Origin of the sequence: Noviherbaspirillum sedimenti (assembly GCF_003590835.1) — a bacterium.
GTDB lineage: Bacteria > Pseudomonadota > Gammaproteobacteria > Burkholderiales > Burkholderiaceae_D > Paucimonas > Paucimonas sedimenti.
The window spans coordinates 3439700-3464099 of the sequence record NZ_QYUQ01000002.1 but is presented as its reverse complement, the minus strand read 5'-3'; the positions used below and the strand labels follow the sequence as shown (position 1 = coordinate 3464099).

The window sequence follows — 24400 nt, the reverse complement described above, 5'->3', positions numbered from 1 at the left end:
GATGCACGAAGCGGCGTTCGAGCTGATCGAAATTCCGCACCTGCGCCAGTCCGGCAAGTACTCGGCGGGTATCCGCATGGTGGTCGATGCGCTCGGCCTGGACTTAACCCCGTCCCAACTCCTCCAGAATCCTCTTCTTCAGCTTGAACTTCTCGACCTTCTGCGTCAGCGTACGCGGCAGGTCTTCCACCACCCGCACATATCTTGGCCGCATGAACTTCGGCATGTTCTGTTCAGACCATTCCAGCACCAGCTGCTCGGAAAGCGTCTGTCCGTCGCGCACGGCCACGAATACCACCACGTCGTCCTCGTCGCCATCCTCTGCCGGTACCGCGAAAGCGGCCGTCATGCCGACGCCGGGACACTGGTTGATCATGTCTTCGATATGGAAAGACGAGATGTTTTCGCCGCGCACGCGAATGCGGTCGCCCATGCGATCGACGAAGTTGTAGGTGCCGTCGCTGTTGCGCCGCGCCGAATCGCCGGTGTGGAACCATAGATTGCGAAATGCCTTGGCGGTGGCTTCGGGCTTGCCGAGATACTCGTGCAGCAGCAGCGATGGCAGCCGGGAGCGGAACGCCAGCTGCCCGGGCTCGCCGGCGGCGCATTCACGGTCGCGCTCGTCCAGGATGGCCGCCTCGACGAAGACCGATGGCAAGCCCATGTGGCCCTTGCCGACCGTGCCGGCGCGCTCCACCGGCAGCACCGGCACGCCATAGCGCGCTGCGCGCGCGCGGATTTCGGTGCGTCCGAGACCGCGCAAGAAGGCCGGCGGCGTGCCATTGCTGTCGTCGGTTTCCTCGATGATGGTAAAACAGGACATGCCAGATTCGGTCTGACCGAAGCCGGCAGTGACGTAATCGAAGCCGAAGCGCTGCGAAATTTCCACATGCCTGTCCGGCAGCGGCTGCATGTGCACCTTGTTGAGCGTATTGTTGCGGTCCGTCGGCAGCGGATCGGCCTTGGCCAGCCAGGAAATCATGGTATCGACCAGCACCGCGCTGGTGGCATTGCTGGTGGCGATGCGCTGCCAGAACTGGTTGGGGCTGAAGCGGTCCCAGCAGGCCGAAGCGCAGCCGGCCCAGACCGCGCGCACCACGTTGTAGACGGCGCCGCCGACATGGTACAGTGGCAGATCGTTGTACACCACGTCGTCCTGGTCCAGCAGCTGGCGGAACAGGAAGGTGTACTGGTTCATCCAGCGGTGGCTTTGCACCACGCCCTTGGCAGGGCCGGTGGTGCCGGAGGTATAGATGATGTTGGCGCGGTCGTCGTATTCCAGCTGGATGGCCGGCTTTTGCGCGGGACGCAGCAGTTCCTCCCACGGCCGCTCGGGCAAGGCGCCGGCAAAGCGCGCGCCGCCTTCGACATGGTCGTGGGCGCCGGTCGGCGCATCGTAGACCACCAGGTCGCGCACGCTGTCCATCTGGTCGGCGATCTCGTCGAGCATCGGCACCAGAGCACGCTCGGCGATCAGCAGCGCCGGCCGGGTGTCGCCAATCTGGTAAGCCAGCAGGCGTCCGGTCAGGCCGAAATTGACCGGGCAAAATACCGCGCCGGCCTTCCAGATGCCGAACATCGCCAGTGCCGTGATCAGCTGGTTGCGCATGAACACCGACACGTGCATGCCCTTGGTGATGCCGGCGGCTGCCAGATTGCCGGCGATCTGGTCGCTTAAGCGGTTGAATTCGGCAAAGCTCAGGGCAATGTTGTCTTCGCCGTAATAAAAGCAGGTGCGCTCGGGCGTTTGTCTTGCCCAGTGTTCGAGGCGCTTGGTCACCAGTTCGCCGTCGCGCCGCAGTTCTTGCAGAAGGGTTTGCTTGTCCATGATCTCTTGCAGTTTAAATTAGTTCTTCAGCAGACGACGCAGCAGCTTGCCGGTGCCCGTGGCAGGCAGCGTGTCGCGGAATTCGAAAACCTTGGGCACCTTGTAGACGGACATCTGTTCGCGGCTCCATGCCGCCAGTTCTTCACCCGTCGGCGCCTGCGCCAGTTCCGGCTGCAGCACCACCACCGCCTTGACTACCTGGCCCTTTTGCGGATCGTCGATGCCGATTACCGCCGCCTGGCGGATCGCCGGGTGCTTGATCAGGATGGTCTCGACCTCTTCCGGAAACACGCTGTAGCCGGATACCTTGATCATTTCCTTGAAGCGGCCGAGGAAGGTCAGGTAGCCGTCGGCATCCATCTTCACCATGTCGCCGGTATGCACCCACCCCTCGCGCAGGGTGCTGACGGTGGCTTCCGGCTTGTTCCAGTAGCCCTTGAAGTTGCCCGGACTGCGCACCACCATTTCGCCGGATTCGCCCAGCGGCCTTTCTGCGCCGGTGTCTGGGTCGAGCACGCGGCATTCGACGCCCGGCACCATCTTGCCGTGCGCGCCCCAGCGCACCGCGTCGACTGGCATCGATGTGTCCCAGGTGTGGGTCTCGGACATGCCGTAGGTGGCTTCATAGAGCTTGCAGCCGCCGGTGAATGCCAGCCACTGGTCGGCCAGCGGTTTGGTCAGGGTGATGCCGAAGCTGGTGGCCGGGTTGATGCGCAGGCTGGAGCAATCGTATTTTTTTGCATCATCAAGCTGCATCACTGCCACGTTCATGGTGGCGCCACTGTACCACCAGGTGATCTTGTAGCGGTCGATCGCCTGTAGTACCTGCACCGGATCGAATCGGTATAGCAGCACGGTGGTGGCGCCCGTATAGAGCGTCACGTTAATCGCCAGCAGCATGCCGGCGATATGGTAGATCGGCGCCACGCCGAGCAGCATGTCATCCTGGTAAACATAGTTCTGGTCGGCCGCCGCATAGCTCTTGAACAGGGCGTTGCGGTAGGTCAGCATGGCGCCCTTGGGCAAGCCGGTGGTGCCCGAGGTGTAGGTCATCAGCGCCACGTCATCCATGTCGAGTTCGACTTGCGGCGCCGGCAATGTCTGCGCAAGGATTTCCATGAAATCCTCCGCGCCGGGCAGGCGCAGCTTGGGCGCGCGCAGCTCGTCGGGCACGTTGATGGTCGGCTGTTCCGGCACCAGGTCACCGTAGTTGGTCAGGAAGATGTGGCGCAGTTTGGTTTTTTCGCGCACCGTCTCGATCACCGGGTACAGGTCGTCGGCGGCCACGATGACTTCGGCGCCCAGGTCGGCGAGCTGGTATTCCAGTTCATGGCCCTTGAACAGCGGGCTGCACGGGCCGACGATGGCGCCCAGTTTCTGGATGCCGACGTGGGCAATAATGTATTGCGGGCAGTTTTGCAGAAACAGCGCCACCCGGTCCCCCTTGCGCACGCCCAGCTGCGCCAGGCGCGCGGCGAAGGTATCGCTGAGGCGATCCAGTTCGGCGTAGCTGATGCTGGTGCCGTACCAGATGAAGGCCGCCTTGTCCGGCTGCACGCGCGCATGCTGGCGCAGATATTCGTGCATTGGCTTCTCTTCCTGGCGGTAGATAATCTTTGTGTTCATATTGTCTGGTCTCCTGTTATGTTCTGTTTTCCTGGTTCGTTCCCGCGCCTAGGCCTGCCTGCAAGCTAGCGTTGTGCTTCCTGCAGCAAGCGTTGCGCCAGCGCGATTACCGGCGCATCCACCATCTTGCCGTCAACCGCAACCGCCGCGCCACCGCTGGCGGCGACCGCCGCCAGCACCCGGCTGGCCCAGCCCAGTTCCTTTTCTCCCGGCAGAAAGCCGCGGTTCACACCGGCCACCTGACGTGGGTGGATGCAGAGCTTGGCGCCAAAACCCATGCGTCGCGCGCGCGCTACCGCCCCCTCCAGTGCGGCTTCGTCATCCAGCGCCACGGTCACGCCGTCGACCGGCGGCGCAATGCCGGCCAGGCGCGAAGCCAGCACCAGCTCGGCACGCCAGTGCGCCAGTTCGGATTCCTGCTCGTCGCATTGCATGCCGAGATCGAGCTGCAAGTCAATCGAGCCGAACAGCAGGCGTTCGACCCGCTCCACACGTGCCAGCTCGCGCATGCCGGCAAGCCCTGCGGCGCTTTCGATCAGCGGCAATAGCCGCTGGCCTGGCGCAAGGCGGGCGGCGACGTCGCGCAGCGCACTGGCCTGTTCCGTCTTGGGTAATACCACGCCGCCGATTGCGCTACGCGCCGTCAGCGCCAGATCGGCATCGTGCCACGCTGTCGCCGATGGATTGATGCGGATCCAGAGATGGGGCGCCGCTTCCTCCAATCCTGCCAGCCAGCCCGCCAGCGCGGCGCGCGCGCCTTCCTTGGCGGCCGGGGCGACCGCATCCTCAAGGTCGAGGATCACGGCGTCGGCGCCACTGGCGAGTGCTTTGGCAAAGCGCTCGGGCCGGTCTGCCGGCACGAACAGGTACGAGCGCGGCAGCGCCATCAGACCACTCCCTGCTTGTGCAATGCCACGATATCGCGCTTGCCGTAACCGAGCTCGGCGAGAATGCTGTCGGTATGCTCGCCGAGCGCCGGAATCGCGTCCATGCGATATTCGAAGGAATCGTTTTTCCCCGGCGGCAGGAGCGCCGGCAACGGGCCGACTGGCGAATCGACCTCGACCCAGCGCTGGCGCGCCGCCAGCTGCGGATGCACCCACAGGTCGTGCATGGAATTGACGCGGGCGCTGGCGATCTGCGCCTGTTCCAGCATCTGCACCACTTGCTCGGCGCTGAACTGGGCAAATCTTTCAAGAATCATCCGGCGAAGTTCGATGCGGTTGGCGTGGCGCCGCGAATTGGACGAGAAGCGGATGTCCTCGACCAATGCAGGATTATCCAGGACCTGTTCGCAGAAGCATTTCCATTCGCGCTCGTTTTGCAAGCCGAGCATGACGGTGTTGCCGTCGCCGGCTTCGAAGGGGCCGTAGGGATAGATGGTGGCATGAGCGGCGCCCGAGCGCGTCGGTGGCGGTGCGTTGTGATAAGAGTAGTAGAGCGGATAGCCCATCCATTCGGTCAATGCCTCCAGCATCGATACCTCGATGCGGCTGCCCTTGCCGTCGCGGCCGCGCTTGAGCAGCGCCACCAGGATGTTGGTATAAGCGTACATGCCTGCGGCAATGTCGGCGATCGAGTTGCCGGCCTTCGACGGATCGTTCTTGGTGCCGGTCACCGACAGGAAGCCGGCCTCGCTCTGAATCATCAGGTCGTAGGCTTTCTTGTCGCGGTAGGGGCCGTCTTCGCCATAGCCGGAGATGTCGCAAATGATCAGGCCAGGGTACTTCGGGTGCAGGGCGGCGGCGGACACGCCCAGACCTGCGGCGGCGCCGGGCGCCAGGTTTTGCACCACCACGTCGGCCTGCGACAACAGCTTGTCGAGTATGGCCTTGCCTTCGGCTTCCTTCAGGTTCAGCGTCAGGCTTTCCTTGGAACGATTGGTCCAGACGAAATGCGAAGCCAAGCCGTCGACCCGTTCGTCATAGCCGCGGGCGAAGTCGCCTGTGCCCGGGCGCTCGATCTTGATCACACGTGCACCGAGGTCGGCCAGCTGGCGAGTGCAAAAAGGCGCGGCAATCGCATGCTCCAGGCTGATTACGGTGACACCTTCCAGTGGTCGGGGTGAAGTCATTGATGCAATCCCTTAGTGGATAAATTGTTCGGTCAGCCGGACGTCACCAATAAACAGGCGCAGCGCCAAGCTTCATGGCAAGTCTGTACCAAGCCATGCACGCCCACAATTGGGATTTTTAAAAGGGGGGCTTTATATCCGTTGAAGTCGGACAGCGGCGCGATCGATAGCGAGATGCGCTTAAGCGAAACGGAATCATCACTTCGGCAATTACAAAGTGCGATTGCATGCGGTTTTCTGTACATTACAAAATCGCTTGATGCAGCCACGGCAAGGCCGTATCAGACACCCCTGAAGTTATCCATCCACAAAAACCGTAAAGAGTTTTTCATCACACCATCAGGAGACAGCACCATGAAATTGAAATTCGCCCGTTTCGCCACGCTTGCAGGCGCCATCGGTCTGGCAGGTCCGCTGGTCCATGCCCAGAACATTTCCGACAACGTCGTCAAGATCGGCGTCATCAGCGACGTTTCCAGCGCCTACGCCGATATCGGCGGCAAGGGCTCGATTGCCGCGGCCCAGATGGCAATCCAGGATTTCGGCAGCAAGGTGCTCGGCAAGCCGGTGGAACTGCTGTGGGTCGACCATCAGAACAAGGCCGACATCGGCTCCACCAAGGCGCGCCAGTGGTTCGACCAGGACCAGGCAGACATGGTGATCGGCCTGGGCAACACCGCAGTGCACAATGCGGTGACCAATGTCGCCAAGGAAAAGAACAAGATCGTCATCAATACCGAAGCCGGCTCCAGCACCATCACCGGCGAGAACTGCGCCGCCAACGTCGTGCACTACACCTATGACACCTATGCCCTGGCCAAGAGCACCGGCAAGGCGGTGGTCGAGCACGGCGGCAAATCCTGGTTCATGTTGCAGGTCGACTATGCCTTCGGTCAGTCGCTTGCCGGCGACGTCACCGCAGCGGTCAACCAGTACGGCGGCAAGGTGGTCGGCAGCGTCAAGCATCCGCTGAACTCGTCCGATTTTTCTTCGTACATGATGACCGCGCAAGGTTCCAAGGCGGACGTCATTGCCCTGGCCAACGGCGTCAACGACACCATCAACTCGATCAAGACCGCGCGCATGTTCAAGGTCACGGACAAGCAGAAGGTCGCGGCCATGATGCTGTTCATTTCGGACGTGCATGCGCTCGGTCTGGAAACCGCGCAAGGCATGTTCGCCACGACCGCCTTCTACTGGGATCGCACGCCGGAATCGCGCACCTGGTCACAGCGTTACTTCAAGGTCACCGGCAAGATGCCTACCATGGCGCAAGCCGGCACCTATTCCGCGGTCATGCACTATCTGAAGTCGGTCCAGGCCGCCGGCAGCGATGACACCGCTGCGGTAATGGCGAAAATGAAACAGACGCCGATCAATGATTTCTTTGCGAAAGATGGCAAGATCCGCGAAGACGGTCGCATGGTGCATGACATGTACCTGATCCAGGTCAAGAAGCCGAGCGAGTCGAAAGCCCCCTGGGATTATTACAAGGTGATCCAGACCATCCCGGGTGACCAGGCATTCCGTCCGCTGTCCGAAAGCGCCTGCCCGCTGGTCAAGAAGTAAGCCGTGAGAAGGGGCGTGCGCCACTGAAGGTGCATGCCCCGGATGCATTTCCGCAGCAGATAGTTGCAAGACTCACCATCAATATCCTTATCCGCCAGCATTGAAGAAGCAATGAACATCCAAAAACTGCTGATTGCAAATCGTGGCGAAATCGCCATCCGCATTGCCCGCGCCGCATTTGAACTCGGGATCGAAACGGTCTCCCTGTTTTCAGAAGACGATGCGTTGTCGCTGCATCGTCGCAAGACCGACGAGGCGCGCGGCCTGAAAGGTTCGGGCGCGGCCGCCTATCTGGACATCGAACAGATCATCGCAATCGCGCGCGAAGCCGGCTGCGACGCCATCCACCCAGGCTACGGCTTCTTGAGCGAGAATGCCCATTTCGCCACCCGCTGCGCCGAAGAAGGTATCGTCTTCGTCGGTCCGCGCCCGGAAGTGCTGCAACTGTTCGGCGACAAGGTCGAGGCGCGCAACCTGGCCATACGCACCAAGGTGCCGGTGGTGCCGGGCACCGAAGGCATTACCAGTCTGGCGCAGGCGCACGAATTTCTCGCCTCGCTCGGCGATGGCGGCGCCATGATGATCAAGGCGGTTTCCGGGGGCGGCGGGCGCGGCATGCGCGCCGTGTACGCGCCCGGGCAAGTCGACGAAGCGTATGCGCGCTGCCAGTCGGAAGCAAAGGCCGCCTTCGGCAACGACGCCGTATATGTCGAACAACTGGTGCAGAGCGCGCGCCACATCGAAGTCCAGGTGGTCGGTGACGGTTCCGGCCGCGTGGTGCATCTGTGGGAGCGCGAGTGCACGATCCAGCGGCGCAACCAGAAAGTCATCGAGATCGCGCCCAGTCCGACCCTGCGTCCGGCGCTGCGCGAACGCATCACCGCAGCCGCCGTGCGGCTGGCCGAAGCCATCAAGTATGGCAGCCTGGGCACCTTCGAATTCCTGCTGGACGCTTCCAAAGACAGCGACGATGCGCAGTTCGTGTTCATGGAAGCCAATCCGCGTCTGCAGGTGGAACATACCGTCACCGAGGAAATCACCGGCATCGACCTGGTCAAGACGCAATTGAGAATCGCCGGCGGCAGCACCCTGGCCGATCTCGGCCTGAATCAGGCGGCGATTCCGGCGCCGAAGGGTCACGCGATCCAGCTGCGCATCAACATGGAAACCATGGAAGCCGATGGCAACGCCCGGCCCGCCGGCGGCACCCTGCGCGCCTTCGAACCGCCAACCGGCCCCGGTATCCGGGTCGATACCTTCGGCTATACCGACTACACCACCAACCCGAATTTCGATTCGCTGCTGGCCAAGCTGATCACGCACGCGCCACACGGCAGTTTCGCCGATCTGGCGGCGCGCACCTACCGGGCGCTGTGCGAGTTCCGCATCCAGGGCGTGTCGACCAACATCGCCTTCCTGCAGAATCTGCTGCGCCATCCGGACGTGATCGCCAACCGCGTCAATACCCGCTTCGTCGAAAACCACATCGCCGAACTGGTCGCCGCGCCCGCCGACGCCCACCAGAAACTGTATTACGACAGCGGCGAGCAGGCAGGCGGCGCCAAGGGTGGCGCCAGGACGGACGGGGCGCCCGCCGCGCCCGTCAACACCACGCCGGTGAAAACTCCGATGCAGGGCGTGATCGTCGTTGTAAATGTGGCCGAGGGCGATACCGTCTACGCCGGCCAGCAGGTGGCCGTGATCGAGGCCATGAAAATGGAGCACATCGTCACGGCAGAGGTGAGCGGCATCGTGCGCCGCATCGACGTCAAGAAGGGCGACACCCTGTTCCAGGACCATCCGATGCTGCATATCGAGGAAACCGCGCTGGAAGGCGGCAACGAAGTCGCCGCAGCCAGCATCGACCCGGACTACATCCGTCCGGACCTGGCGGAAGTACTGCAGCGTCATGCCGACGGTCTGGACGCCGCCCGTCCCGATGCGGTGGCGCGTCGCCGCAAGACCGGCCAGCGCACCGCCCGCGAGAACGTCGCCGACCTGTGCGATGCCGACAGCTTCATCGAATACGGCGCCTTGACCCACGGCGCCCAGCGCGACCGCTACAGCGTCGAGGAATTGCAGCGCATCAGCCCGGCTGACGGCCTGATCGCCGGCGTCGGTTCGGTCAATGCCGTCCGGTTCGAGGACGGCAAGGCGCGCTGCATGGTGATTGCCTACGACTACACCGTGTTCGCCGGCACCCAGGGCACCAATAACCACAAGAAGATCGACCGCATGCTGCAACTTGCCGAGCAATGGCAGCTGCCGATCGTGATCTTCGCCGAAGGCGGCGGCGGCCGTCCGGGCGACATCGAAAACCACACGGTGGCGATGCTCAACACCACCACCTTCATGCACTACGCCAGGCTGAGCGGCCTGGTGCCGCGCGTGTGCATCGTCTCCGGCCGCAGCTTCGCCGGCAATGCCGCGCTGGTCGGCTGCTCCGACGTCATTATCGCCACCGCCAACGCCACCGTCGGCATGGGCGGCCCGGCGATGGTCGAGGGCGGCGGCCTGGGCAGCTATACGCCGGAGGAAATCGGTCCGGTCAGCGTGCAGGCGCCCAACGGCGTGTTCGACATCGTGGTGGCGGATGAGGCCGAAGCGGTCGCCGCGTCGAAGAAATACCTGTCCTACTTCCAGGGCCCGGTTGCCGACTGGTCTTGCGCTGACCAGCGCCTGCTGCGCCAGATGGTGCCGGAAAACCGCCTGCGCGTGTACGACATGCGCAAGGTGATCGAGGCGCTCGCCGACGCCGATTCGGTGCTGGAGCTGCGCGGCGAATTTGGCGTCGGCATCATCACCGCCTTCATTCGTATCGAAGGCCGGCCGGTCGGCCTGCTGGCGAACAACCCGGCGCACCTGGGCGGCGCCATCGACGCCGATGCCGCCGACAAGTCCGCCCGTTTCATGCAGCTGTGCGACGCTTTCGACATTCCGATGCTGTCGCTGTGCGACACGCCCGGCTTCATGGTCGGCCCGGATTCGGAAAAGACCGCGATGGTGCGCCACGTCTCGCGCATGTTCGTTGCTGCCGCCAGCATTACCGTACCTTTCTTCAGCATCGTGCTGCGCAAAGGTTACGGACTGGGATCGATTTCGATGACCGGCGGCAGCTACCATGCGCCGTTTTTCACTGTCTCGTGGCCGAGCGGTGAATTCGGCGCCATGGGCATCGAGGGTGCGGCCAAGCTGGGCTACCGCAAGGAGCTCGAAGCGGTAGCCGATCCCGCCGAACGCCAGGGCCTGCTGGAGAAACTGGTCAGCGCCGCGTATGAAAAAGGCAAGGCGACCAGCATGGCGGCCTACCTGGAAATCGATGACGTGATCGATCCGGCCGAATCGCGCAAGTGGATCGTGCGCGGCCTGCGCTCGCTGCCGCCAGTGATGCCGCGCGCCGGCAAGAAACGCAATTTTGTGGATACCTGGTAAGTCTTGCATTGCCAGAGCACGCTAATTTTACGGAGACATCAATGAATACCATCCTGATCGACAACGAATGGAGCGCCGCATCCAATGGCGAGACCATCGAGGTTCTCAATCCCTGCGACGGCAAGCCGTTCACTGAAATTTCACGCGGCACGGCGGCCGACATCGACCGCGCCATCGCCGCCGCACGGCGCGCGCTGGACGGCCCTTGGGGCAAGCTGACCGCCACCGAACGCGGCCGCCTGATGCAAAAGCTGGCGCAACTGATCATCGACAATACCGAAAAGATCGCCCAGATCGAGGCGCGCGATACCGGCAAGCCGATCACCGTGGCACGCGTGGACATCGGCGTGGTGGCGCGTTACTTCGAATTCTATGGCGCTGCCGCCGACAAGGTGCACGGCATGACCGTGCCCTTCATGGAGGGCTTCAACGTGCGCGTCGAGCGCGTGCCGCATGGCGTGACCGCGCACATCATCCCCTGGAACTATCCGGCGCAGATGTTCGGCCGCACCCTGGCGCCGGCACTGGCGATGGGCAATGCCACCGTGCTGAAACCGTCCGAAGACGCTTGCCTGAGCGGACTGGAAATCGCCAAGCTGGCGCTCGAAGCGGGCTTTCCGCCGGGCGCCATCAACATCGTCACCGGCTACGGCCATGAAGCCGGCGCCGCCCTGACTGCGCATCGCGGCATCGACTTCGCCACCTTCACCGGTTCGCCGCAAGTCGGCAAGATGGTGCAGGAAGCCACCGCCGCCAACAGCGTGCCCTGCGTGCTGGAGCTGGGCGGCAAGTCGCCGCAGATCGTCTTCGAGGATGCCGACCTGGCCAAAGCGGTGCCGGTGGTCGTCAAGGCCATCGTGCAAAACGCCGGGCAGACCTGCTCGGCCGGCAGCCGCCTGCTGGTGCAGGAAAGCATCTATGAAAAATTCGTCGGCATGGTGGCTGAGCGTTTTGCCGCCACCCGCGTCGGCACCCCGGAACTGGATCTCGATTGCGGCCCCATCGTCAACAAGAAGCAGTTCAACCGCGTGCAGCAATTCATCAACGACACCAAGGCGTCGGGCGTGCCGCTGATCGCGCAGGGCCAGCTGGCGCCGGAAGCCTCGAAAGATGGCTACTTCGTCGCGCCGGCATTGTTCGGCCCGGTGCCGCGCGACCACGCGCTGGCCCAGGATGAAGTGTTCGGCCCGGTGCTGGCGGTCATCCCGTTCAAGGATGAGGCAGATGCAGTGCGCCTGGCCAACGGCACCGATTTCGGCCTGGTCGCCGGCATCTGGACCGAAAACGGCAGCCGTCAGCAACGCCTGGCCAAACAGATCCACGCCGGCCAGGTCTACATCAATTGCTACGGCGCCGGCGGCGGCGTCGAGCTGCCCTTCGGCGGCGTCAAGCGCAGCGGCCACGGTCGCGAGAAAGGCTTCCTGGCGCTGGAAGAGATGAGCACGACCAAGACGATTGTGCAAAACTATAGCTGAGACGACTATAAGCAAGTAAGCAAGGAGACAAACCATGAAAACCCGTGCCGCCGTGCTGTACCAGCTGGATGCGCCAGCACCGTATGCCGAAAGCAAACCGCTGAAAATCACCGAGGTGTCGCTGGACGCTCCCGGCCCCGGCGAGGTGCTGATCAAGATGCAGGCCGCCGGCCTGTGCCACTCAGACCTGTCGGTCATCAACGGCAACCGGCCGCGCCCGGTGCCGATGGCGCTCGGCCATGAAGCCTCCGGCCGCGTGCTGGAAGTCGGATCCGGGGTGACCGACCTGAAACCGGGCGACCTGGTGGTGCTGGTGTTCGTGCCCAGCTGCGGCCACTGCCTGCCTTGCATGGAAGGCCGCCCGGCCTTGTGCGAGCCGGGCGCCGAAGCCAACGGCAAGGGTACCCTGCTGTCGGGCGGCCAGCGCATCCATGACGCGCACGGCCATCACGTGCACCATCACGTCGGCGTATCGGCCTTCGCCGAGCACGCAGTGGTATCGCGCAACTCCTGCGTCAAGATCGAAGCCGACATCGACCCGGTGGAAGCCGCCCTGTTCGGCTGCGCCGTGCTGACCGGCGTCGGCGCCGCCATCAATACCGCGCGCGTGCAGGCCGGCACCACCGCCGCCGTGTTCGGCCTGGGCGGCGTCGGCTTGTGCGCCATGCTGGGGGCGCTGGCTTCCGGTGCGCGCGAAGTGATCGCCGTCGACCTGCACGACAGCAAGCTGGAAGTGGCCAAATCGCTCGGCGCCACCGCCGTCTTCAATGCGCGCGACCCGGATCTGGTGGACAAGATCAAGTCCCTGACCCGCGGCGGCGTCGATTTTTCCTTCGAGATGGCCGGCTCGACCCACGCCATGGAAGCCGCCTACCGCGTGACCCGGCGTGGCGGCACCACGGTCACCGCCGGCCTGCCGCACCCGGATGCCAAATGGAATTTGCAGCAACTAAGCCTGGTTGCCGAAGAGCGCACCGTCAAGGGCAGCTACATCGGCTCCTGCGTGCCGATGCGCGATATCCCGCGCTACATCGGCCTGTACCAGGCAGGCAAGCTGCCGATCGACAAGCTGATGGGACAGCGTCTGACGCTCGAGGAAGTCAATCTGGGTTTCGACCGCCTGCATGCCGGCGAAAGCCTGCGCGACGTGATCGTTTTTCCGCAATAAACGGGACCGAAAGAAAACGGGGCTGGCGCCACAAGCGCCCGCCCCGTTTTTCGTTTACTGCGTTTTCTTTGGCGCACCCTTGCCGGCACGAGCCGCTACCCGGGTTTCAGCTGCCTGCAGCTCAAGCCAGCTCGGCAACCCCATTGTTGAGCACCACCAGATCGCGTTCGAGCACGCGAGAGCGGAAAAACACCTGCTTGCCGCGCTGCCATATCTCGCTGCGGATCGTTTCACCGGGGAATACCGGCGCCGAAAAGCGCGTGCTGATCGCCTGCAGCCGTGCTGCCTCGTAGCCGCAGCAGGACTTCAGGAGCGCGTGCGCCGCCACGCCGAAAGTGGCCAGGCCATGCAGGATTGGCCGCGGAAAACCGGCCGCCTTTGCGACTGCCGGATCGGCATGCAGCGGATTGTAATCGGCCGATAGGCGATAGATCAGCGCCATCTCCGGCCGGGTGCCAAGGTCGCAGATGCTGTCGGGCGGCGTCAGCGGAATCACCGGCGGCGCCGCCGTGAGTTCGTCGCTGGGCTGGCCGTTGGCGCTGTAGCCGCCATTGCCGCGGCAAAACACCACCTGGCTGACGGTCGCCAGCAGGGAGCCGGACTGCTTCTCCGACACCTGCGTCTCGAACACCACGATGGCGCCCTTGCCGGCGCCCTTGTCGGTAACGCTCAGGACGCGCGTGCGGCCGACCACGGTGGCGGCTGCCGGCAGGGTGCGGTGGATGCGCACATGCTGCTCGCCGTGCACCACCTTGACCCAGTCCACGCCGGTGTCCGGGTTCTGCATCCAGAAGCCGGGGTAGCCCAGCACCGCGGCCATGGTCGGCACCGCCTGCAAGTCCTTTTCATAGACATAGCGCAGCTGGCCGGCATCCAGCGAGTCGGCGCCGATACCCAGCCCGAGCGCGTACAGCATGGTGTCGCGCGCGGTGTAGGTCTGTTCGAGCTCGGGGAAGGGCCAGTTTTTGATCCTGTGGTAATCGAATTCCATGGACATTGCGCCTGGCCGCTTACACCGGATCCCAGCTGAAGACGTCGCCGGAACGCTCGAGGTCGAAGAACGAGGCTTGCAGCGCCGGCATGGCATGGGCAGCGACGGTCTCCGGCGTCCAGCCTTCGGAACGGTGCACCGAGCGGATCGGGCGCGGCTGGCTCATCAGGAAGATTTCATTGTTGCGCACCGAAAAAACTTGGGCGTTGACGTGGCTGGCGGCATCGCTTGCCAGATACACCGCCAGTGGCGCGATCTTGGCCGGCGTCATCTGCTTGATCAGTTCCACTTCCGCCTTGCCTTCCGGCGTGTCGGTCGGGATCGAGCTGACCATGCGGCTCCAGGCGAAGGGGGCGATGCAGTTGGAACGCACCTTGTCGCGCTCCATGTCGAGTGCAATCGATTTCGACAAGGCGGTCACCCCCAGCTTGGCGGCCGAGTAATTGGCCTGGCCGATATTGCCGATCAGGCCGGAAGTCGAGGTCATGTGGATCAGGCTGCCGGAGGACTGTTCCTTGAAATGCCGCGCGGCGGCCTTGCTCATGTAGAAAGCGCCGTACAGGTGCACCTTCAGCACCGCATCCCATTCTTCCGCGCTCATCTTGTGGAAAAAGCGGTCGCGCAGGATGCCGGCGTTGTTGACCACGCAATCGATGCGGCCGAAGGCATCCAGTGCGGTGCCGATGATGCGCTCGGCGCTGGAAGCTTCCGACACGCTGTCGGTATTGGCCACTGCTTCGCCGCCGGCCGCCTTGATTTCTTCGACCACCTTTTGCGCCGGACCGGCGTCCAGGCCTTCGCCCGTGAGCGAGGCGCCGATATCGTTGACCACCACCCTGGCGCCATATTTCGCCATCAGCAGCGCGATATCGCGGCCGATGCCGCCGCCGGCGCCAGTGACTACGACAACCTTGCCTTCAACCATAGTTTGATTCGTCATGTTTGCTCCTCCAGTATCTTTATCACTATTTACAGGGCCGCTTCGGTGCCCAGGATCGCCGTCGCCTGTGCCGACAGCAGACCGCCATTGCCATGCACCACGGCCGTCTCGGCGCCGGCCACCTGCCGTGCGCCGCCTTCGCCGCGCAACTGGCGCACCGCTTCGATGGTGATGAACATGCCGTACATGCCGGGATGCACGCAGGACAAGCCGCCGCCATTGGTATTGACCGGCAGGCGGCCGCCCGGGGCAATGCCGCCATTGGCGACGAAAGCGCCGCCTTCGCCCTTCTTGCAAAAGCCCAGGTCTTCCAGGAACAGGATGGTGTTGATGGTGAAGGCGTCGTACAGTTCGACCACGTCGATGTCGGACGGCTGCATGCCGGCCATGGCGAAGGCGCGCTCGCCGGATTCCTGGGCCGCAGTCACGGTCAGGTCCGGCATCGACGAGATCTGGCGGTGCCAGACCGCGCTGGCGTTGCCGAGCACGTATACCGGCTTCTGCTTCAGATGTTTGGCGCGGTCGGCGCGGGTCAGCACATAGGCGCCGGCGCCGTCCGACACCATGCAGCAGTCGCGCAGCGACAAGGGGTCGGCGATCAAGCGCGCAGCCAGGACTTCCTCGATGGTCAGCGGGTCGCGCATGAAGGCTTCGGGATTCAACTGCGCCCATTTTCGCGCCGCCACCGCCACTTCCGCCAAGTCGCGCCGGGTGGTGCCGTACTGGTGCATGTGGCGTGCCGCCGCCAGCGCATAGGATGTCACGATATTCGACTGATAGGGCGTCTCGTACGGATGCGGGTCGAACTGCGCGCGCCGCGATTCCTGCTGGGCGAAGGTCATGGTCGGCGACGTGCGCGCGTTGGCGCCGTAGCAAACCAGCACGTTGTCGCACAGGCCGGCATTCAGCGCCATCATTGCCGGCAGCATGTGCGACACGAAGCTGCAGCCGCCCAGCATGGTGCTGTCGATGAACTTCGGGCGGATGCCGAGGTATTCCACCGTCGGCAGCGCCCACATGCTGGCGCCGACGCTGGCGGTGGCGATGCCATCGATGTCGCGCATCGACAGCCCTGCGTCGGACACTGCCTTCTGCGCCGCCTCGACCATGATTTCCATGTCGGTGCGGCCGTGCGCCTCGCCGATGCCTGCCTGGCCGACTCCGACGATGGCGACCGAACCTCTCAGATTGTTGTTCATTATTTTGCCTCCCCGGCCGGGTGGAACACCACCAGCGGCGCACCCTTGTCTTCGATGATCGATGCCTCGACCGCCATGCCGATTTTCACTTCCTCGGCAGAAATGCCTTCAACGCGGCTCATCATGCGCGGCCCTTCTTCCAGGTCGACCAGGACGAGGTTCAGGTTGCCGCCCGATTCGGGTTTGCGACGCAGCACGGTCGTGGAATAGACGGTGCCACGGCCGCTCGGCGCAATCCAGGCCAGGTCGGCCGAACCGCAAAGAGTGCAGATCACGCGCGGGAAAAAGATATGCCCGCCACAGGCGCCGCAACGCTGGATGCGGAATTTGCCCTGCTTCAGGAGTTCGTGATAAACCTTTTCCGGCCCGTCACCTTCGAATATCGTCGCATTCGTCATGTTTTGTCTTCCTCTTTAATTCAAACCGCCGCTTGGGGCAGCAGATAACCGATCTTGTCGTTGCGCTCGATCTGCCAGACAGCGTCGCAGGCGCTACGCATTTCTTGCGTCGATGCGCCCTGGCTGAATTGCGCCAGCCGCAGCACTTTCTGTTCGATTTCCTCGCGGTTCAGGGAGTTGCCCGGGTCGCCCTTGGGCTCGTCGACACGGCCGTGCAGGAGGCGGCCATCCAGCGTCTTCACCTCCACCTTGCCGATCCAGCGCGCCGGGTAGGCGCCATCGACTTCGGCATCGAGCTGCATGCTGACCTTGTTGCGGAAAGCCACCACCTCCGACGACTTGAAGGAGGCCTCGAAATCCGCCACCGAGGCGCTGCCATGCACCGCCACCAGTCCCAATACCGTGCCCATCGAGAATTTCGCCTGGTGCACGGTAACCGGATCGACGACTGGTCCCAACACGTCGATGGCGCCCTGATGCACGTGCGTCACCACCGAAGCGATCTGCGCCGGCGCCAGGTCGTGTTGCCGCATCACCTGCAGCAGTGCATCCGCCGCCGGATGCGTGTGGCGACAGGAAGCGTGGTACTTGAACGAGACTTCCGCGACTGCCCAGCGGGTCAGCAAGCCATCGGTCAGCCTGGTTACATCGGCATCGCTCGACATGCCAGCGGCCATGCCCTTGGCGCCTTCAAGGATCTGGCGCGCACCCTTGAAGCCATCTTTCGCCAGATAGGCGGCGGTCAGGCCGCTGCCGGCGGCGTGCGCGGTGTGCAGCTGCTTGGAGTCGGCGGCGTCGCGCAGGAATTCCCACAGGCCGGCGGCCTGGGTGCCGGCAGAGCCGATGGCGTCCTGCATCTGTTCGGCGTTGAGTTTCAGCAGGCTGCCGACGGCCACCGCCGCGGCGATGGAGCCGGCGGTACCGGTGGTGTGGAAGACGCGGTAATGTGAACGCCCAAGGAATTCGCCGACGCGGATGCCGACCTCGTAGCCGGCCACCGCCGCCACCAGCACGTCGCGCCCGGAGCTGCCGAGCGCCTGCGCCACCGCCAGCACCGGCGGGAACACCACCGCCGCGGGGTGGAACACCGAACCGTTGTGGACATCGTCCTGCTCGATGAAATGCGAAGCGGCGGCATTGACCATCGCCGCGAACAACGGCGTAGTGCGGCGGCGCGAAATCAGCACTTCCGCGGGGCCGTCGCCGCCCATCTGCCGGGCAAAGCGCTCGATGCTCTCGACCGGGCGCGCGCCCTTGCCAGCCAGGGCGGAACCGAACCAGTCGAGCATCAGGTCTTCCGTGCGGCGCAAAACGTCGGCCGGGATCTGCTCGTAACGCAGCCCGGCCGCAAAAAGCGCCAGTTCGGCGCTGGGAGAAATTTGCTCTGCCATAGTCAGGGTAGTCATGATGGAAATGTTCAGAACGAGCGCGGCAGGCCCAGCACATGCTCGGCCACATGCGACAAGATCAGGTTGGTCGAAATCGGTGCCACCTGATACAGGCGCGTCTCGCGGAACTTGCGCTCGACGTCATATTCGCAGGCAAAGCCAAAGCCGCCGTGGAACTGCAGGCAGGCATTGGCCGCTTCCCAGGAGGCGTCGGCAGCCAGCATCTTGGCCATGTTTGCCTCGGCGCCGCAGGCCTGCCTGGAATCGAACAGCGAGGTCGCCTTGAAGCGCATCAGGTTGGCGGCTTCCAGGTTGACATATGCCCTGGCGATCGGGAATTGCACGCCCTGGTTCTGGCCAATCGGCCGACCGAACACCACGCGTTCCTTGACGTATTGCGAGACCTTGTCGATGAACCAGTAGCCGTCGCCGATGCATTCGGCGGCGATCAGGGCGCGCTCGGCGTTCAAGCCGTCGAGGATGTACTTGAAGCCCTTGCCTTCCTCGCCGATCAGGTTTTCCGCCGGGATTTCCAGGTTGTCGAAGAACAGTTCGTTGGTCTCGTGGTTGACCATGTTCGGGATCGGCTGCACGGTCATGCCCTTGCCGATGGCTTCGCGCAGGTCGACCACGAAGATCGACATGCCTTCCGATTTTTTCGTTACTTCAGCCAGCGGCGTGGTGCGCGCCAGCAGAATCATCAGGTCGGAGTGCTGGATGCGCGAGATCCATACCTTCTGGCCGTTGACCACATAGCGGTCGCCCTTCTTCACTGCGGTGGTCTTGATCTTGGTGGTATCGGTGCCGGTAGTCGGCTCGGTCACCGCCATCGACTGCAGGCGCAATTCGCCGCTGGCGATTTTCGGCAGGTACTCGCGCTTCTGCGCTTCCGAGCCGTGCCGCAGCAGGGTGCCCATGTTGTACATCTGGCCGTGGCAAGCGCCGGAATTGCCGCCGGAGCGGTTGATCTCTTCCATGATCACCGAAGCCTCGGTCAGACCCAGGCCCGAGCCGCCGTATTCCTGTGGGATCAGCGCCGCCAGCCAGCCGGCCTTGGTGAGGGCGTCAACGAAGGATTCCGGATAGGCGCGTTGCTCATCGACCTTGCGGAAGTATTCACCCGGATAGTTGGCGCACAGGTCGCGCACCGCTTCGCGCAATTCCTGGTATTCATCTGGCTTGTGGATCATTTGTATTCCTGTGTTTCGAATTGGTCTGGTTTGATTAAGGGGAGGCGTCAGGCCAGCATGGCGATGGCGCTCATGGCCAGTCCGCCGGCGGCGTTCTGCGCCCACAGCTCGACTGTCTTGCCGTCAGCGGAGGGCTTGCCGCATACCTGGAAGTCGGCCGTATCGAACAGCGGACTGGCCGCGCGGAAGTTGAAGCCGCTCACCACGGCGTCAGGCAGTTCGCGCCGCAGCAGGTCCAGCAAGAGCGTGGCGATCAGCGGACCGTGAACCACCAGGCCGGGATAACCCTCGACTTCGGTGGCGTAATCGCGGCTGTAGTGGATCAGGTGCGAATTGAAAGTCAGCGCCGAATAGCGAAACAGCAGCACCGGGTCGGGATGAATGGCACGGCGCCACTGCGCGTCCTGCGGCGCGGCGACCGCTTGCGGCGGCGGCGCGTCGGGCGCCGGCATGTCGCGGTAGACGATGTCGTGCTCCTCGGTAATCGCCAGCCCCGCGGCATTGCTGATTTCGTGACGCACCATGACGAACACGAGGGAACCGCTGCGGCCCTGCTTGCCGTCGACGCTGACAATGCGCGACGTCCGGGAGATCGCATCGCCCACCTTGAGCGGCTGGTGAAACGTCAGGCGACCGCCGGCCCACATGCGGCGCGGCAGCGGCACCGGCGGCAGGAAGCCGCCGCGGCGCGGGTGGCCGTCCGGCCCCGCTTCGGCGCGCGGGCTGATTGGCAAAAAGTATAGCCAATGCCACAACGGCGACAAGGTGTCGCCGGATCGAGGCGAGTCTCCTGCCAGATCGAGCGTGGCGGCCAGCGCCGCCACCGGCACTGGCGTGACCTGGTCATTGCGGCTTTCGCTGCGGCCGGTCCATTCCTGCAGATGTGCGATATCCAGCGTCATGATTTCTGTATTACTCCTGCGATGAATGCTATTTGTCGTAGAATGTCCGAATTGGGATTTCATGACAATTCGTATTTCCGAAAGAGGGAATTAGCTTTGGCTTAAGCGGGCGCCTGTCCGTTACAGCCCGCGCTCCAGGCACACCATGGCGATGCAATTTGATTTTGTGGATTTGCGATTGTTCGTCTACATCGCGGAAGAAAAAAGCCTTACCAAAGCGGCCAACCGGGCACACATGTCGCTGCCGGCAGCCAGCATGCGCATCAAGAACCTCGAGCAGTCGATCGGCACGCCGCTCTTGAACCGGGTCAGCCAGGGCATCACGCTGCGCCCTTCCGGCCAGGCGTTCCTGCACCACGCGCGCCAGGTACTGAACCAGGTCGAAGTGCTGCGCGCCGACCTGCAGGAGTACGCCAAGGGCATCAAGGGCCATGTGCGCATCATCGCCAACACCACGGCGATCACCGAGTTCCTGCCGGACGTATTGCGCACTTTCCTGGTGTCGCACCCGGACGTCAACATCGACCTCAGCGAAAGACTCAGCAACGACATCGTGCGCGCGGTCAGTACAGGTGTGACCGACATCGGCATCGTTGCCGGCACGGTCAACACTGAGGGCCTGCATGTAGTCCCCTACCGCAATGACCGGCTGGTGCTGGCGGTATCGAGCGCGCATCCACTGGCCGAAAAAGACGAGATCGCCTTCGAGGACACCATCGAATACAACTACGTCGGGCTGCACGAAGGCAGCGCGATCCATTCCTTCCTGCACCGTGCCGCCAGCGAGATCAACCGCCAGCTGAAAATGCGCATCCAGGTCAGCAGCTTCGAGGCGGAATGCCGCATGATCGAAGCCAATGTCGGCATCGGCATGCTGCCCGAGTCGTCGGCGCGGCGGCATGCGAAAAACCAGCCCATCAAGCTGCTGCGCCTGACCAACGACTGGGCGATCCGCAACCTGCTGATTTGCGTGCGAGAACTGGAATCCCTGCCGTTCTTCGCCAACGAACTGATCGACCTGCTGGTCGAGGACGCCAATCGGGCCGAGGCGGAAGAATACGCATAAGTCGGAGCGGGCGCATGGCTTCCTCGACGGCGATTTCATCGAAAGGATTCATCGACATCTTGACGTTGGCAGTATCGACGCCCGAACCATCGGACTTGACCCGTACCTTGACGTTGTAGTCGACCACGCGCTTGACTGGAACCAGGACTTTCAAGATATTTTCCATGAATTTGAAAAGTATGGGCGCAAGTCTCCCTGAACTTTGTAACCGGGACAATTTGCATGTTCTAAACCCGGCCTTAGGCACTGCTTAAGCGGATTGCCTGTTCTGACGGCCTGCCGGCATAATGCGGCAACATTCACCAGAAACTCCTCCGCAATATGCAGACACGGCAACTAGAAAATCCTTTTCTCGAAAAGTTGGGGGCAATCCTGCACGCGTGGCGCGAAGGCGAAGTTGAAATTCAACTGCCGATCGACCCCTCCCTGCTCAACCGCACCGGCAAGGTGCACGGCGGCGTGATCTGCACGTTGCTCGATGCTGCCTGCGGCTACGCCGGCCTGTACACTCCGGCCGGAGCAGATCCGCTGCAAGGCGTCACGCTTTCGCTGACTACCAATTTCCTCGACAGCGGCGGCGGTGCCATGCTGACCGCCAAGGGATTTCTGGAACGGAGAGGGCGCAAGGTCTATTTCGCCCGCGCGGAAGTGTGGCTGGATGATGTACTGCTGGCGGCTACCGCAATCGGCACTTTCCGCTACATCCGGCCCGGCGCCGGCGCAACCTGATTACCTGCGCGCCTGCAACGTCATCCCCACCAGCCGCGACACCACCAGCGCAAGGTACATCAACCCGACAAACATTTCGATGCTGGCCAACGAACGCGCCTGCGTCGTCAGCGGGATCACGTCGCCGATGCCGGTGCTGGAGAGCAGCGCGAAGCTCAGGTACATCAGTTCGGTCCAGGTACGCGGATCGGAGGAGTTGACCGCCGCCGCATAGGAACCCGGCTCGAGTGCCTGGACCAGGATGAACAGGTGGGTAAATCCCCAGGCCAGCAGGGTGAAGGTGGCGCCGGCGGCGAACAGCTCGTCAGTGGTGACGAGGTGGTCTTCCATCATGTAGCCGATCAGGCTACCGGCCGCATAGAAGTAGAACACCGCTTCCAGCGCGGAGGACCAGGGCACGAGGTGCTGCATGCCAAATGCCAGTTGCAGCACCAGCAGCACCACGGCCGGGGCCGCGATGCAGGCGCTGATCCACGCCAGCCCCGGTGTGCGCCTGACCATGCCGGTAGTGATGACCAGCACGGCGACGCCGAACACATTGAAGGCGATGCGCCCGAGATCGGTATGTTCGAAAAACGGGTACAGCAGCATGCCCAGCAGCTGCACTACCAGCAGGATTGCCGAGGGGTGGTGATGGGTGCGTCCCATTAGGTGTAAATAATTCATAATGAAAAGATTATCCTGCATTCTGGCGGGGCGCGCCGATCCGAAGCATGCCATGACCGTGCGGCGCGGTATCATCTGGGTTTTGATACCTAAAAGGATGAGCCTATGGCCGGCGCCAACGAAATCACCAACATGGCCCTGTTCTGCGATTTCGAGAACATTGCCCTGGGCGTGCGGGATGCAAAATATCCCGCCTTTGAAATCAAGAAAGTGCTGGAGCGCCTGCTGCTCAAAGGCAGCATCGTGGTCAAGAAAGCCTACTGCGACTGGGACCGCTACAAGGAATTCAAGGCGCCGATGCACGAAGCGGCGTTCGAGCTGATTGAAATCCCGCACCTGCGCCAGTCCGGCAAGAATTCGGCGGATATCCGCATGGTGGTCGATGCGCTCGATCTGTGCTACACCAAGTCGCATGTCGATACCTTCGTCATCATCAGCGGCGATTCCGACTTTTCACCGCTGGTCTCCAAGCTGCGTGAAAACAACAAGCAGGTGATCGGCGTCGGCGTCAAGGATTCCACCTCGGACCTGCTCAGCGCAAACTGCCATGAGTTCATCTTTTATGATGACCTGGTGCGTGCGCAGGAAGCCCGGAAAAAACACACGGCAAAAAAAACCACGGCCAAAGCCGCCGGCAAGGCTGCCAAGCCGGCCGAGCCCAGGAACGAGGAAGAAGAAAAGCGCAGCCAGGTGCTGGATTTTCTGGTCGAAACCGTCGATGCCCTGATCGTCGAACGCGGCTCCGACGAAAAGATCTGGGGCTCGATGGTCAAGTCCACCATGCAGCGCCGGCGGCCCGGCTTCAATGAATCGGCATATGGCTATCGCTCGTTCAAGGAGCTGGTGGAAGATGCCGAAAAAAGGAAACTCCTGACGATGACGCGCGATGAAAAAAGCGGTCAATACACGATCCGCCTGCTGGCGACGGATTAAGCCGGACCTTTACTCGTTCACTCGCCATGGGAAAACTGCTCGCCATCGACGGCATGCACATCGTGCGGCGCATCTATGAAGCCAATGACGAGCCGGAGGCGTCGGCAAAGGCGACGGCGGCGCTGCGGCATGCGCTGCCTTCCTTCCGGCGTCTGCTGGCAAGCCATCAGCCGACGCACGTGCTGTGCGCCTTCGATTTCGGCGGCCACACCTGGCGCCATGACCTCTTTACCAGTTACCGCGCCAACCATGGTCCGTTGCCGGAGGAATTGCGTGAGCGTTTGCCGGCCTTTTACGAACAGCTGGGCGCGGCCGGCTTGAAAATCGTCTCGGTGCCCGAAGTGGCGGCCAAGGACGTGATTGCCACCGCCATCCTGCGCTGGCTTGACGAAAACCGTGGCGAAGCGATCATCGCCTCGACCGACAAGGACTTGCATGGCTTGATCGCCCAAGGGGCGCTGGTGTGGGACCATTTCAAGGGCGAATGGCATGACCGGCAATGGGTCGAGCAAAAGTTTGGCGTGGCGCCGGATCTGCTGCCGCAACTCCTGGCGCTGGCGGGCGAGCCTTCTGACAATATTCCGGGCGTTTCCAAGGTCGGCGCCAAGACGGCAGCAAAACTGCTGCAAAGCTATGGCAGCCTGGAGCAAGTGCTGGCGGGTGCCGGCATCCTCATGAACCCGTTGGGTGAAAGGCTGCGCAAGGAACGCGAGCAGCTCGAACTGTCACGCAAGCTGGTGGCGCTCAAGACCGACGTGCATCTGGGGGTGAGCTGGAAGATGTTGGCGTATGGAAACGGACAAACCACCTGAAGCAGGGCGACATT

General features: G+C 62.9%; 20 protein-coding genes and 2 pseudogenes. 9 read left to right on the top strand and 13 right to left on the bottom strand.

The genetic code is table 11. The annotated features are described in order from the left end of the window. Position 1: 1 nt before the first annotated feature. Positions 2–121 (top strand): annotated as a pseudogene (locus D3878_RS16145) (NYN domain-containing protein); the annotation flags it as partial. Here D3878_RS16145 and D3878_RS16140 read toward each other — a convergent pair. From D3878_RS16140 to D3878_RS16125, 4 genes are all read right to left on the bottom strand, one after another. Then, positions 104–1828 (bottom strand): AMP-binding protein, encoded by a 1725-nt coding sequence (locus D3878_RS16140; RefSeq protein WP_119786419.1) that lies wholly within the window; start codon positions 1826–1828, stop codon positions 104–106. The pseudogene D3878_RS16145 and the gene D3878_RS16140 sit on opposite strands and share 18 nt — an antisense overlap. Before the next feature lie 18 nt (positions 1829–1846). Beyond that, positions 1847–3454, bottom strand: a complete 1608-nt coding sequence (locus tag D3878_RS16135; protein ID WP_119786418.1) for an AMP-binding protein — start codon at positions 3452–3454, stop codon at positions 1847–1849. A gap of 65 nt (positions 3455–3519) precedes the next feature. Continuing rightward, positions 3520–4341, bottom strand: coding sequence for an HpcH/HpaI aldolase/citrate lyase family protein (locus D3878_RS16130; protein WP_119786417.1), 822 nt, complete (start codon positions 4339–4341; stop codon positions 3520–3522). Beyond that, on the bottom strand, positions 4341–5528 hold the full coding sequence (locus D3878_RS16125; protein ID WP_119786416.1) for a CaiB/BaiF CoA transferase family protein: 1188 nt from the start codon (positions 5526–5528) through the stop codon (positions 4341–4343). The genes D3878_RS16130 and D3878_RS16125 overlap by 1 nt, the downstream gene beginning before the upstream one ends. Positions 5529–5882: 354 nt before the next feature. Here D3878_RS16125 and D3878_RS16120 point away from each other — a divergent pair, with 354 nt between their 5' ends. The 4 genes from D3878_RS16120 to D3878_RS16105 all read left to right on the top strand — a co-directional run bounded on the left by D3878_RS16120 (position 5883) and on the right by D3878_RS16105 (position 13172). Then, positions 5883–7097, top strand: a complete 1215-nt coding sequence (locus D3878_RS16120; RefSeq protein WP_119786415.1) for an ABC transporter substrate-binding protein — start codon at positions 5883–5885, stop codon at positions 7095–7097. Positions 7098–7208: 111 nt separating this feature from the next. Continuing rightward, positions 7209–10529 (top strand): carboxyl transferase domain-containing protein, encoded by a 3321-nt coding sequence (locus tag D3878_RS16115; protein WP_119786414.1) that lies wholly within the window; start codon positions 7209–7211, stop codon positions 10527–10529. 41 nt (positions 10530–10570) lie between these two features. After that, positions 10571–12004: an aldehyde dehydrogenase family protein gene (locus tag D3878_RS16110; protein ID WP_119786413.1), complete on the top strand. Its 1434-nt coding sequence runs from the start codon at positions 10571–10573 to the stop codon at positions 12002–12004. Between the two features lie 34 nt (positions 12005–12038). Further along, positions 12039–13172, top strand: coding sequence for a zinc-dependent alcohol dehydrogenase family protein (locus D3878_RS16105; RefSeq protein ID WP_119786412.1), 1134 nt, complete (start codon positions 12039–12041; stop codon positions 13170–13172). Positions 13173–13293: 121 nt separating this feature from the next. Here D3878_RS16105 and D3878_RS16100 read toward each other — a convergent pair whose 3' ends face one another. From D3878_RS16100 to D3878_RS16070, 7 genes are read right to left on the bottom strand one after another with little or no spacing between them, the layout of a single operon-like run. After that, positions 13294–14163 (bottom strand): MaoC/PaaZ C-terminal domain-containing protein, encoded by an 870-nt coding sequence (locus D3878_RS16100; RefSeq protein ID WP_119786411.1) that lies wholly within the window; start codon positions 14161–14163, stop codon positions 13294–13296. A gap of 19 nt (positions 14164–14182) precedes the next feature. Further along, entirely contained in the window at positions 14183–15088 is a 906-nt protein-coding gene (locus D3878_RS16095) for an SDR family NAD(P)-dependent oxidoreductase (RefSeq protein ID WP_119786410.1), read from the bottom strand. A 44-nt stretch (positions 15089–15132) separates the two neighbouring features. Continuing rightward, the gene (locus tag D3878_RS16090; RefSeq protein ID WP_119786409.1) at positions 15133–16305 is read right to left on the bottom strand and encodes a thiolase; all 1173 of its coding nucleotides are present in this window, start codon (positions 16303–16305) and stop codon (positions 15133–15135) included. Then, entirely contained in the window at positions 16302–16700 is a 399-nt protein-coding gene (locus D3878_RS16085; protein ID WP_119786408.1) for a Zn-ribbon domain-containing OB-fold protein, read from the bottom strand. The genes D3878_RS16090 and D3878_RS16085 overlap by 4 nt, the downstream gene beginning before the upstream one ends. Before the next feature lie 20 nt (positions 16701–16720). Continuing rightward, on the bottom strand, positions 16721–18106 hold the full coding sequence (locus D3878_RS16080; RefSeq protein ID WP_233556359.1) for an MmgE/PrpD family protein: 1386 nt from the start codon (positions 18104–18106) through the stop codon (positions 16721–16723). An 11-nt stretch (positions 18107–18117) separates the two neighbouring features. Next, the gene (locus D3878_RS16075) at positions 18118–19278 is read right to left on the bottom strand and encodes an acyl-CoA dehydrogenase family protein (RefSeq protein WP_119786406.1); all 1161 of its coding nucleotides are present in this window, start codon (positions 19276–19278) and stop codon (positions 18118–18120) included. Between the two features lie 47 nt (positions 19279–19325). Then, positions 19326–20180, bottom strand: a complete 855-nt coding sequence (locus D3878_RS16070) for an HTD2 family dehydratase (RefSeq protein ID WP_119786405.1) — start codon at positions 20178–20180, stop codon at positions 19326–19328. A 151-nt stretch (positions 20181–20331) separates the two neighbouring features. On the opposite strand from D3878_RS16070, the gene D3878_RS16065 reads away from it, so the two are divergent. After that, positions 20332–21246: a LysR family transcriptional regulator gene (locus D3878_RS16065; protein WP_119787945.1), complete on the top strand. Its 915-nt coding sequence runs from the start codon at positions 20332–20334 to the stop codon at positions 21244–21246. Positions 21247–21256: 10 nt separating this feature from the next. On the opposite strand, the pseudogene D3878_RS16060 reads toward D3878_RS16065, so the two are convergent. Further along, positions 21257–21400: pseudogene (locus D3878_RS16060) on the bottom strand (electron transfer flavoprotein subunit beta/FixA family protein); the annotation flags it as partial. A 167-nt stretch (positions 21401–21567) separates the two neighbouring features. On the opposite strand from D3878_RS16060, the gene D3878_RS16055 reads away from it, so the two are divergent. Continuing rightward, positions 21568–21975 carry a PaaI family thioesterase gene (locus tag D3878_RS16055; RefSeq protein ID WP_119786404.1) on the top strand — a complete coding sequence of 136 codons (408 nt, stop codon included), beginning with the start codon at positions 21568–21570 and terminating at the stop codon, positions 21973–21975. On the opposite strand, the gene D3878_RS16050 is transcribed toward D3878_RS16055, so the two are convergent. Continuing rightward, positions 21976–22641: an ion channel gene (locus D3878_RS16050; RefSeq protein ID WP_119787944.1), complete on the bottom strand. Its 666-nt coding sequence runs from the start codon at positions 22639–22641 to the stop codon at positions 21976–21978. Positions 22642–22746: 105 nt separating this feature from the next. On the opposite strand from D3878_RS16050, the gene D3878_RS16045 reads away from it, so the two are divergent. After that, a complete protein-coding gene (locus tag D3878_RS16045; protein WP_119786403.1) occupies positions 22747–23574 on the top strand; it encodes an NYN domain-containing protein in 828 nt (275 codons plus the stop codon). Between the two features lie 26 nt (positions 23575–23600). Next, positions 23601–24386 carry a 5'-3' exonuclease gene (locus tag D3878_RS16040; RefSeq protein ID WP_119786402.1) on the top strand — a complete coding sequence of 262 codons (786 nt, stop codon included), beginning with the start codon at positions 23601–23603 and terminating at the stop codon, positions 24384–24386. Positions 24387–24400: the final 14 nt, after the last annotated feature.

Bases quoted from the DNA above. Each gene is read 5' to 3' on its own strand.
- D3878_RS16140 (WP_119786419.1), bottom strand. From the start codon at position 1,828: ATGGACAAGCAAACCCTTCTGCAAGAACTGCGGCGCGACGGCGAACTG.
- D3878_RS16135 (WP_119786418.1), bottom strand. From the start codon at position 3,454: ATGAACACAAAGATTATCTACCGCCAGGAAGAGAAGCCAATGCACGAA.
- D3878_RS16130 (WP_119786417.1), bottom strand. From the start codon at position 4,341: ATGGCGCTGCCGCGCTCGTACCTGTTCGTGCCGGCAGACCGGCCCGAG.
- D3878_RS16125 (WP_119786416.1), bottom strand. From the start codon at position 5,528: ATGACTTCACCCCGACCACTGGAAGGTGTCACCGTAATCAGCCTGGAG.
- D3878_RS16120 (WP_119786415.1), top strand. From the start codon at position 5,883: ATGAAATTGAAATTCGCCCGTTTCGCCACGCTTGCAGGCGCCATCGGT.
- D3878_RS16115 (WP_119786414.1), top strand. From the start codon at position 7,209: ATGAACATCCAAAAACTGCTGATTGCAAATCGTGGCGAAATCGCCATC.
- D3878_RS16110 (WP_119786413.1), top strand. From the start codon at position 10,571: ATGAATACCATCCTGATCGACAACGAATGGAGCGCCGCATCCAATGGC.
- D3878_RS16105 (WP_119786412.1), top strand. From the start codon at position 12,039: ATGAAAACCCGTGCCGCCGTGCTGTACCAGCTGGATGCGCCAGCACCG.
- D3878_RS16100 (WP_119786411.1), bottom strand. From the start codon at position 14,163: ATGGAATTCGATTACCACAGGATCAAAAACTGGCCCTTCCCCGAGCTC.
- D3878_RS16095 (WP_119786410.1), bottom strand. From the start codon at position 15,088: ATGGTTGAAGGCAAGGTTGTCGTAGTCACTGGCGCCGGCGGCGGCATC.
- D3878_RS16085 (WP_119786408.1), bottom strand. From the start codon at position 16,700: ATGACGAATGCGACGATATTCGAAGGTGACGGGCCGGAAAAGGTTTAT.
- D3878_RS16080 (WP_233556359.1), bottom strand. From the start codon at position 18,106: ATGACTACCCTGACTATGGCAGAGCAAATTTCTCCCAGCGCCGAACTG.
- D3878_RS16075 (WP_119786406.1), bottom strand. From the start codon at position 19,278: ATGATCCACAAGCCAGATGAATACCAGGAATTGCGCGAAGCGGTGCGC.
- D3878_RS16070 (WP_119786405.1), bottom strand. From the start codon at position 20,180: ATGACGCTGGATATCGCACATCTGCAGGAATGGACCGGCCGCAGCGAA.
- D3878_RS16065 (WP_119787945.1), top strand. From the start codon at position 20,332: ATGCAATTTGATTTTGTGGATTTGCGATTGTTCGTCTACATCGCGGAA.
- D3878_RS16055 (WP_119786404.1), top strand. From the start codon at position 21,568: ATGCAGACACGGCAACTAGAAAATCCTTTTCTCGAAAAGTTGGGGGCA.
- D3878_RS16050 (WP_119787944.1), bottom strand. From the start codon at position 22,641: ATGAATTATTTACACCTAATGGGACGCACCCATCACCACCCCTCGGCA.
- D3878_RS16045 (WP_119786403.1), top strand. From the start codon at position 22,747: ATGGCCGGCGCCAACGAAATCACCAACATGGCCCTGTTCTGCGATTTC.
- D3878_RS16040 (WP_119786402.1), top strand. From the start codon at position 23,601: ATGGGAAAACTGCTCGCCATCGACGGCATGCACATCGTGCGGCGCATC.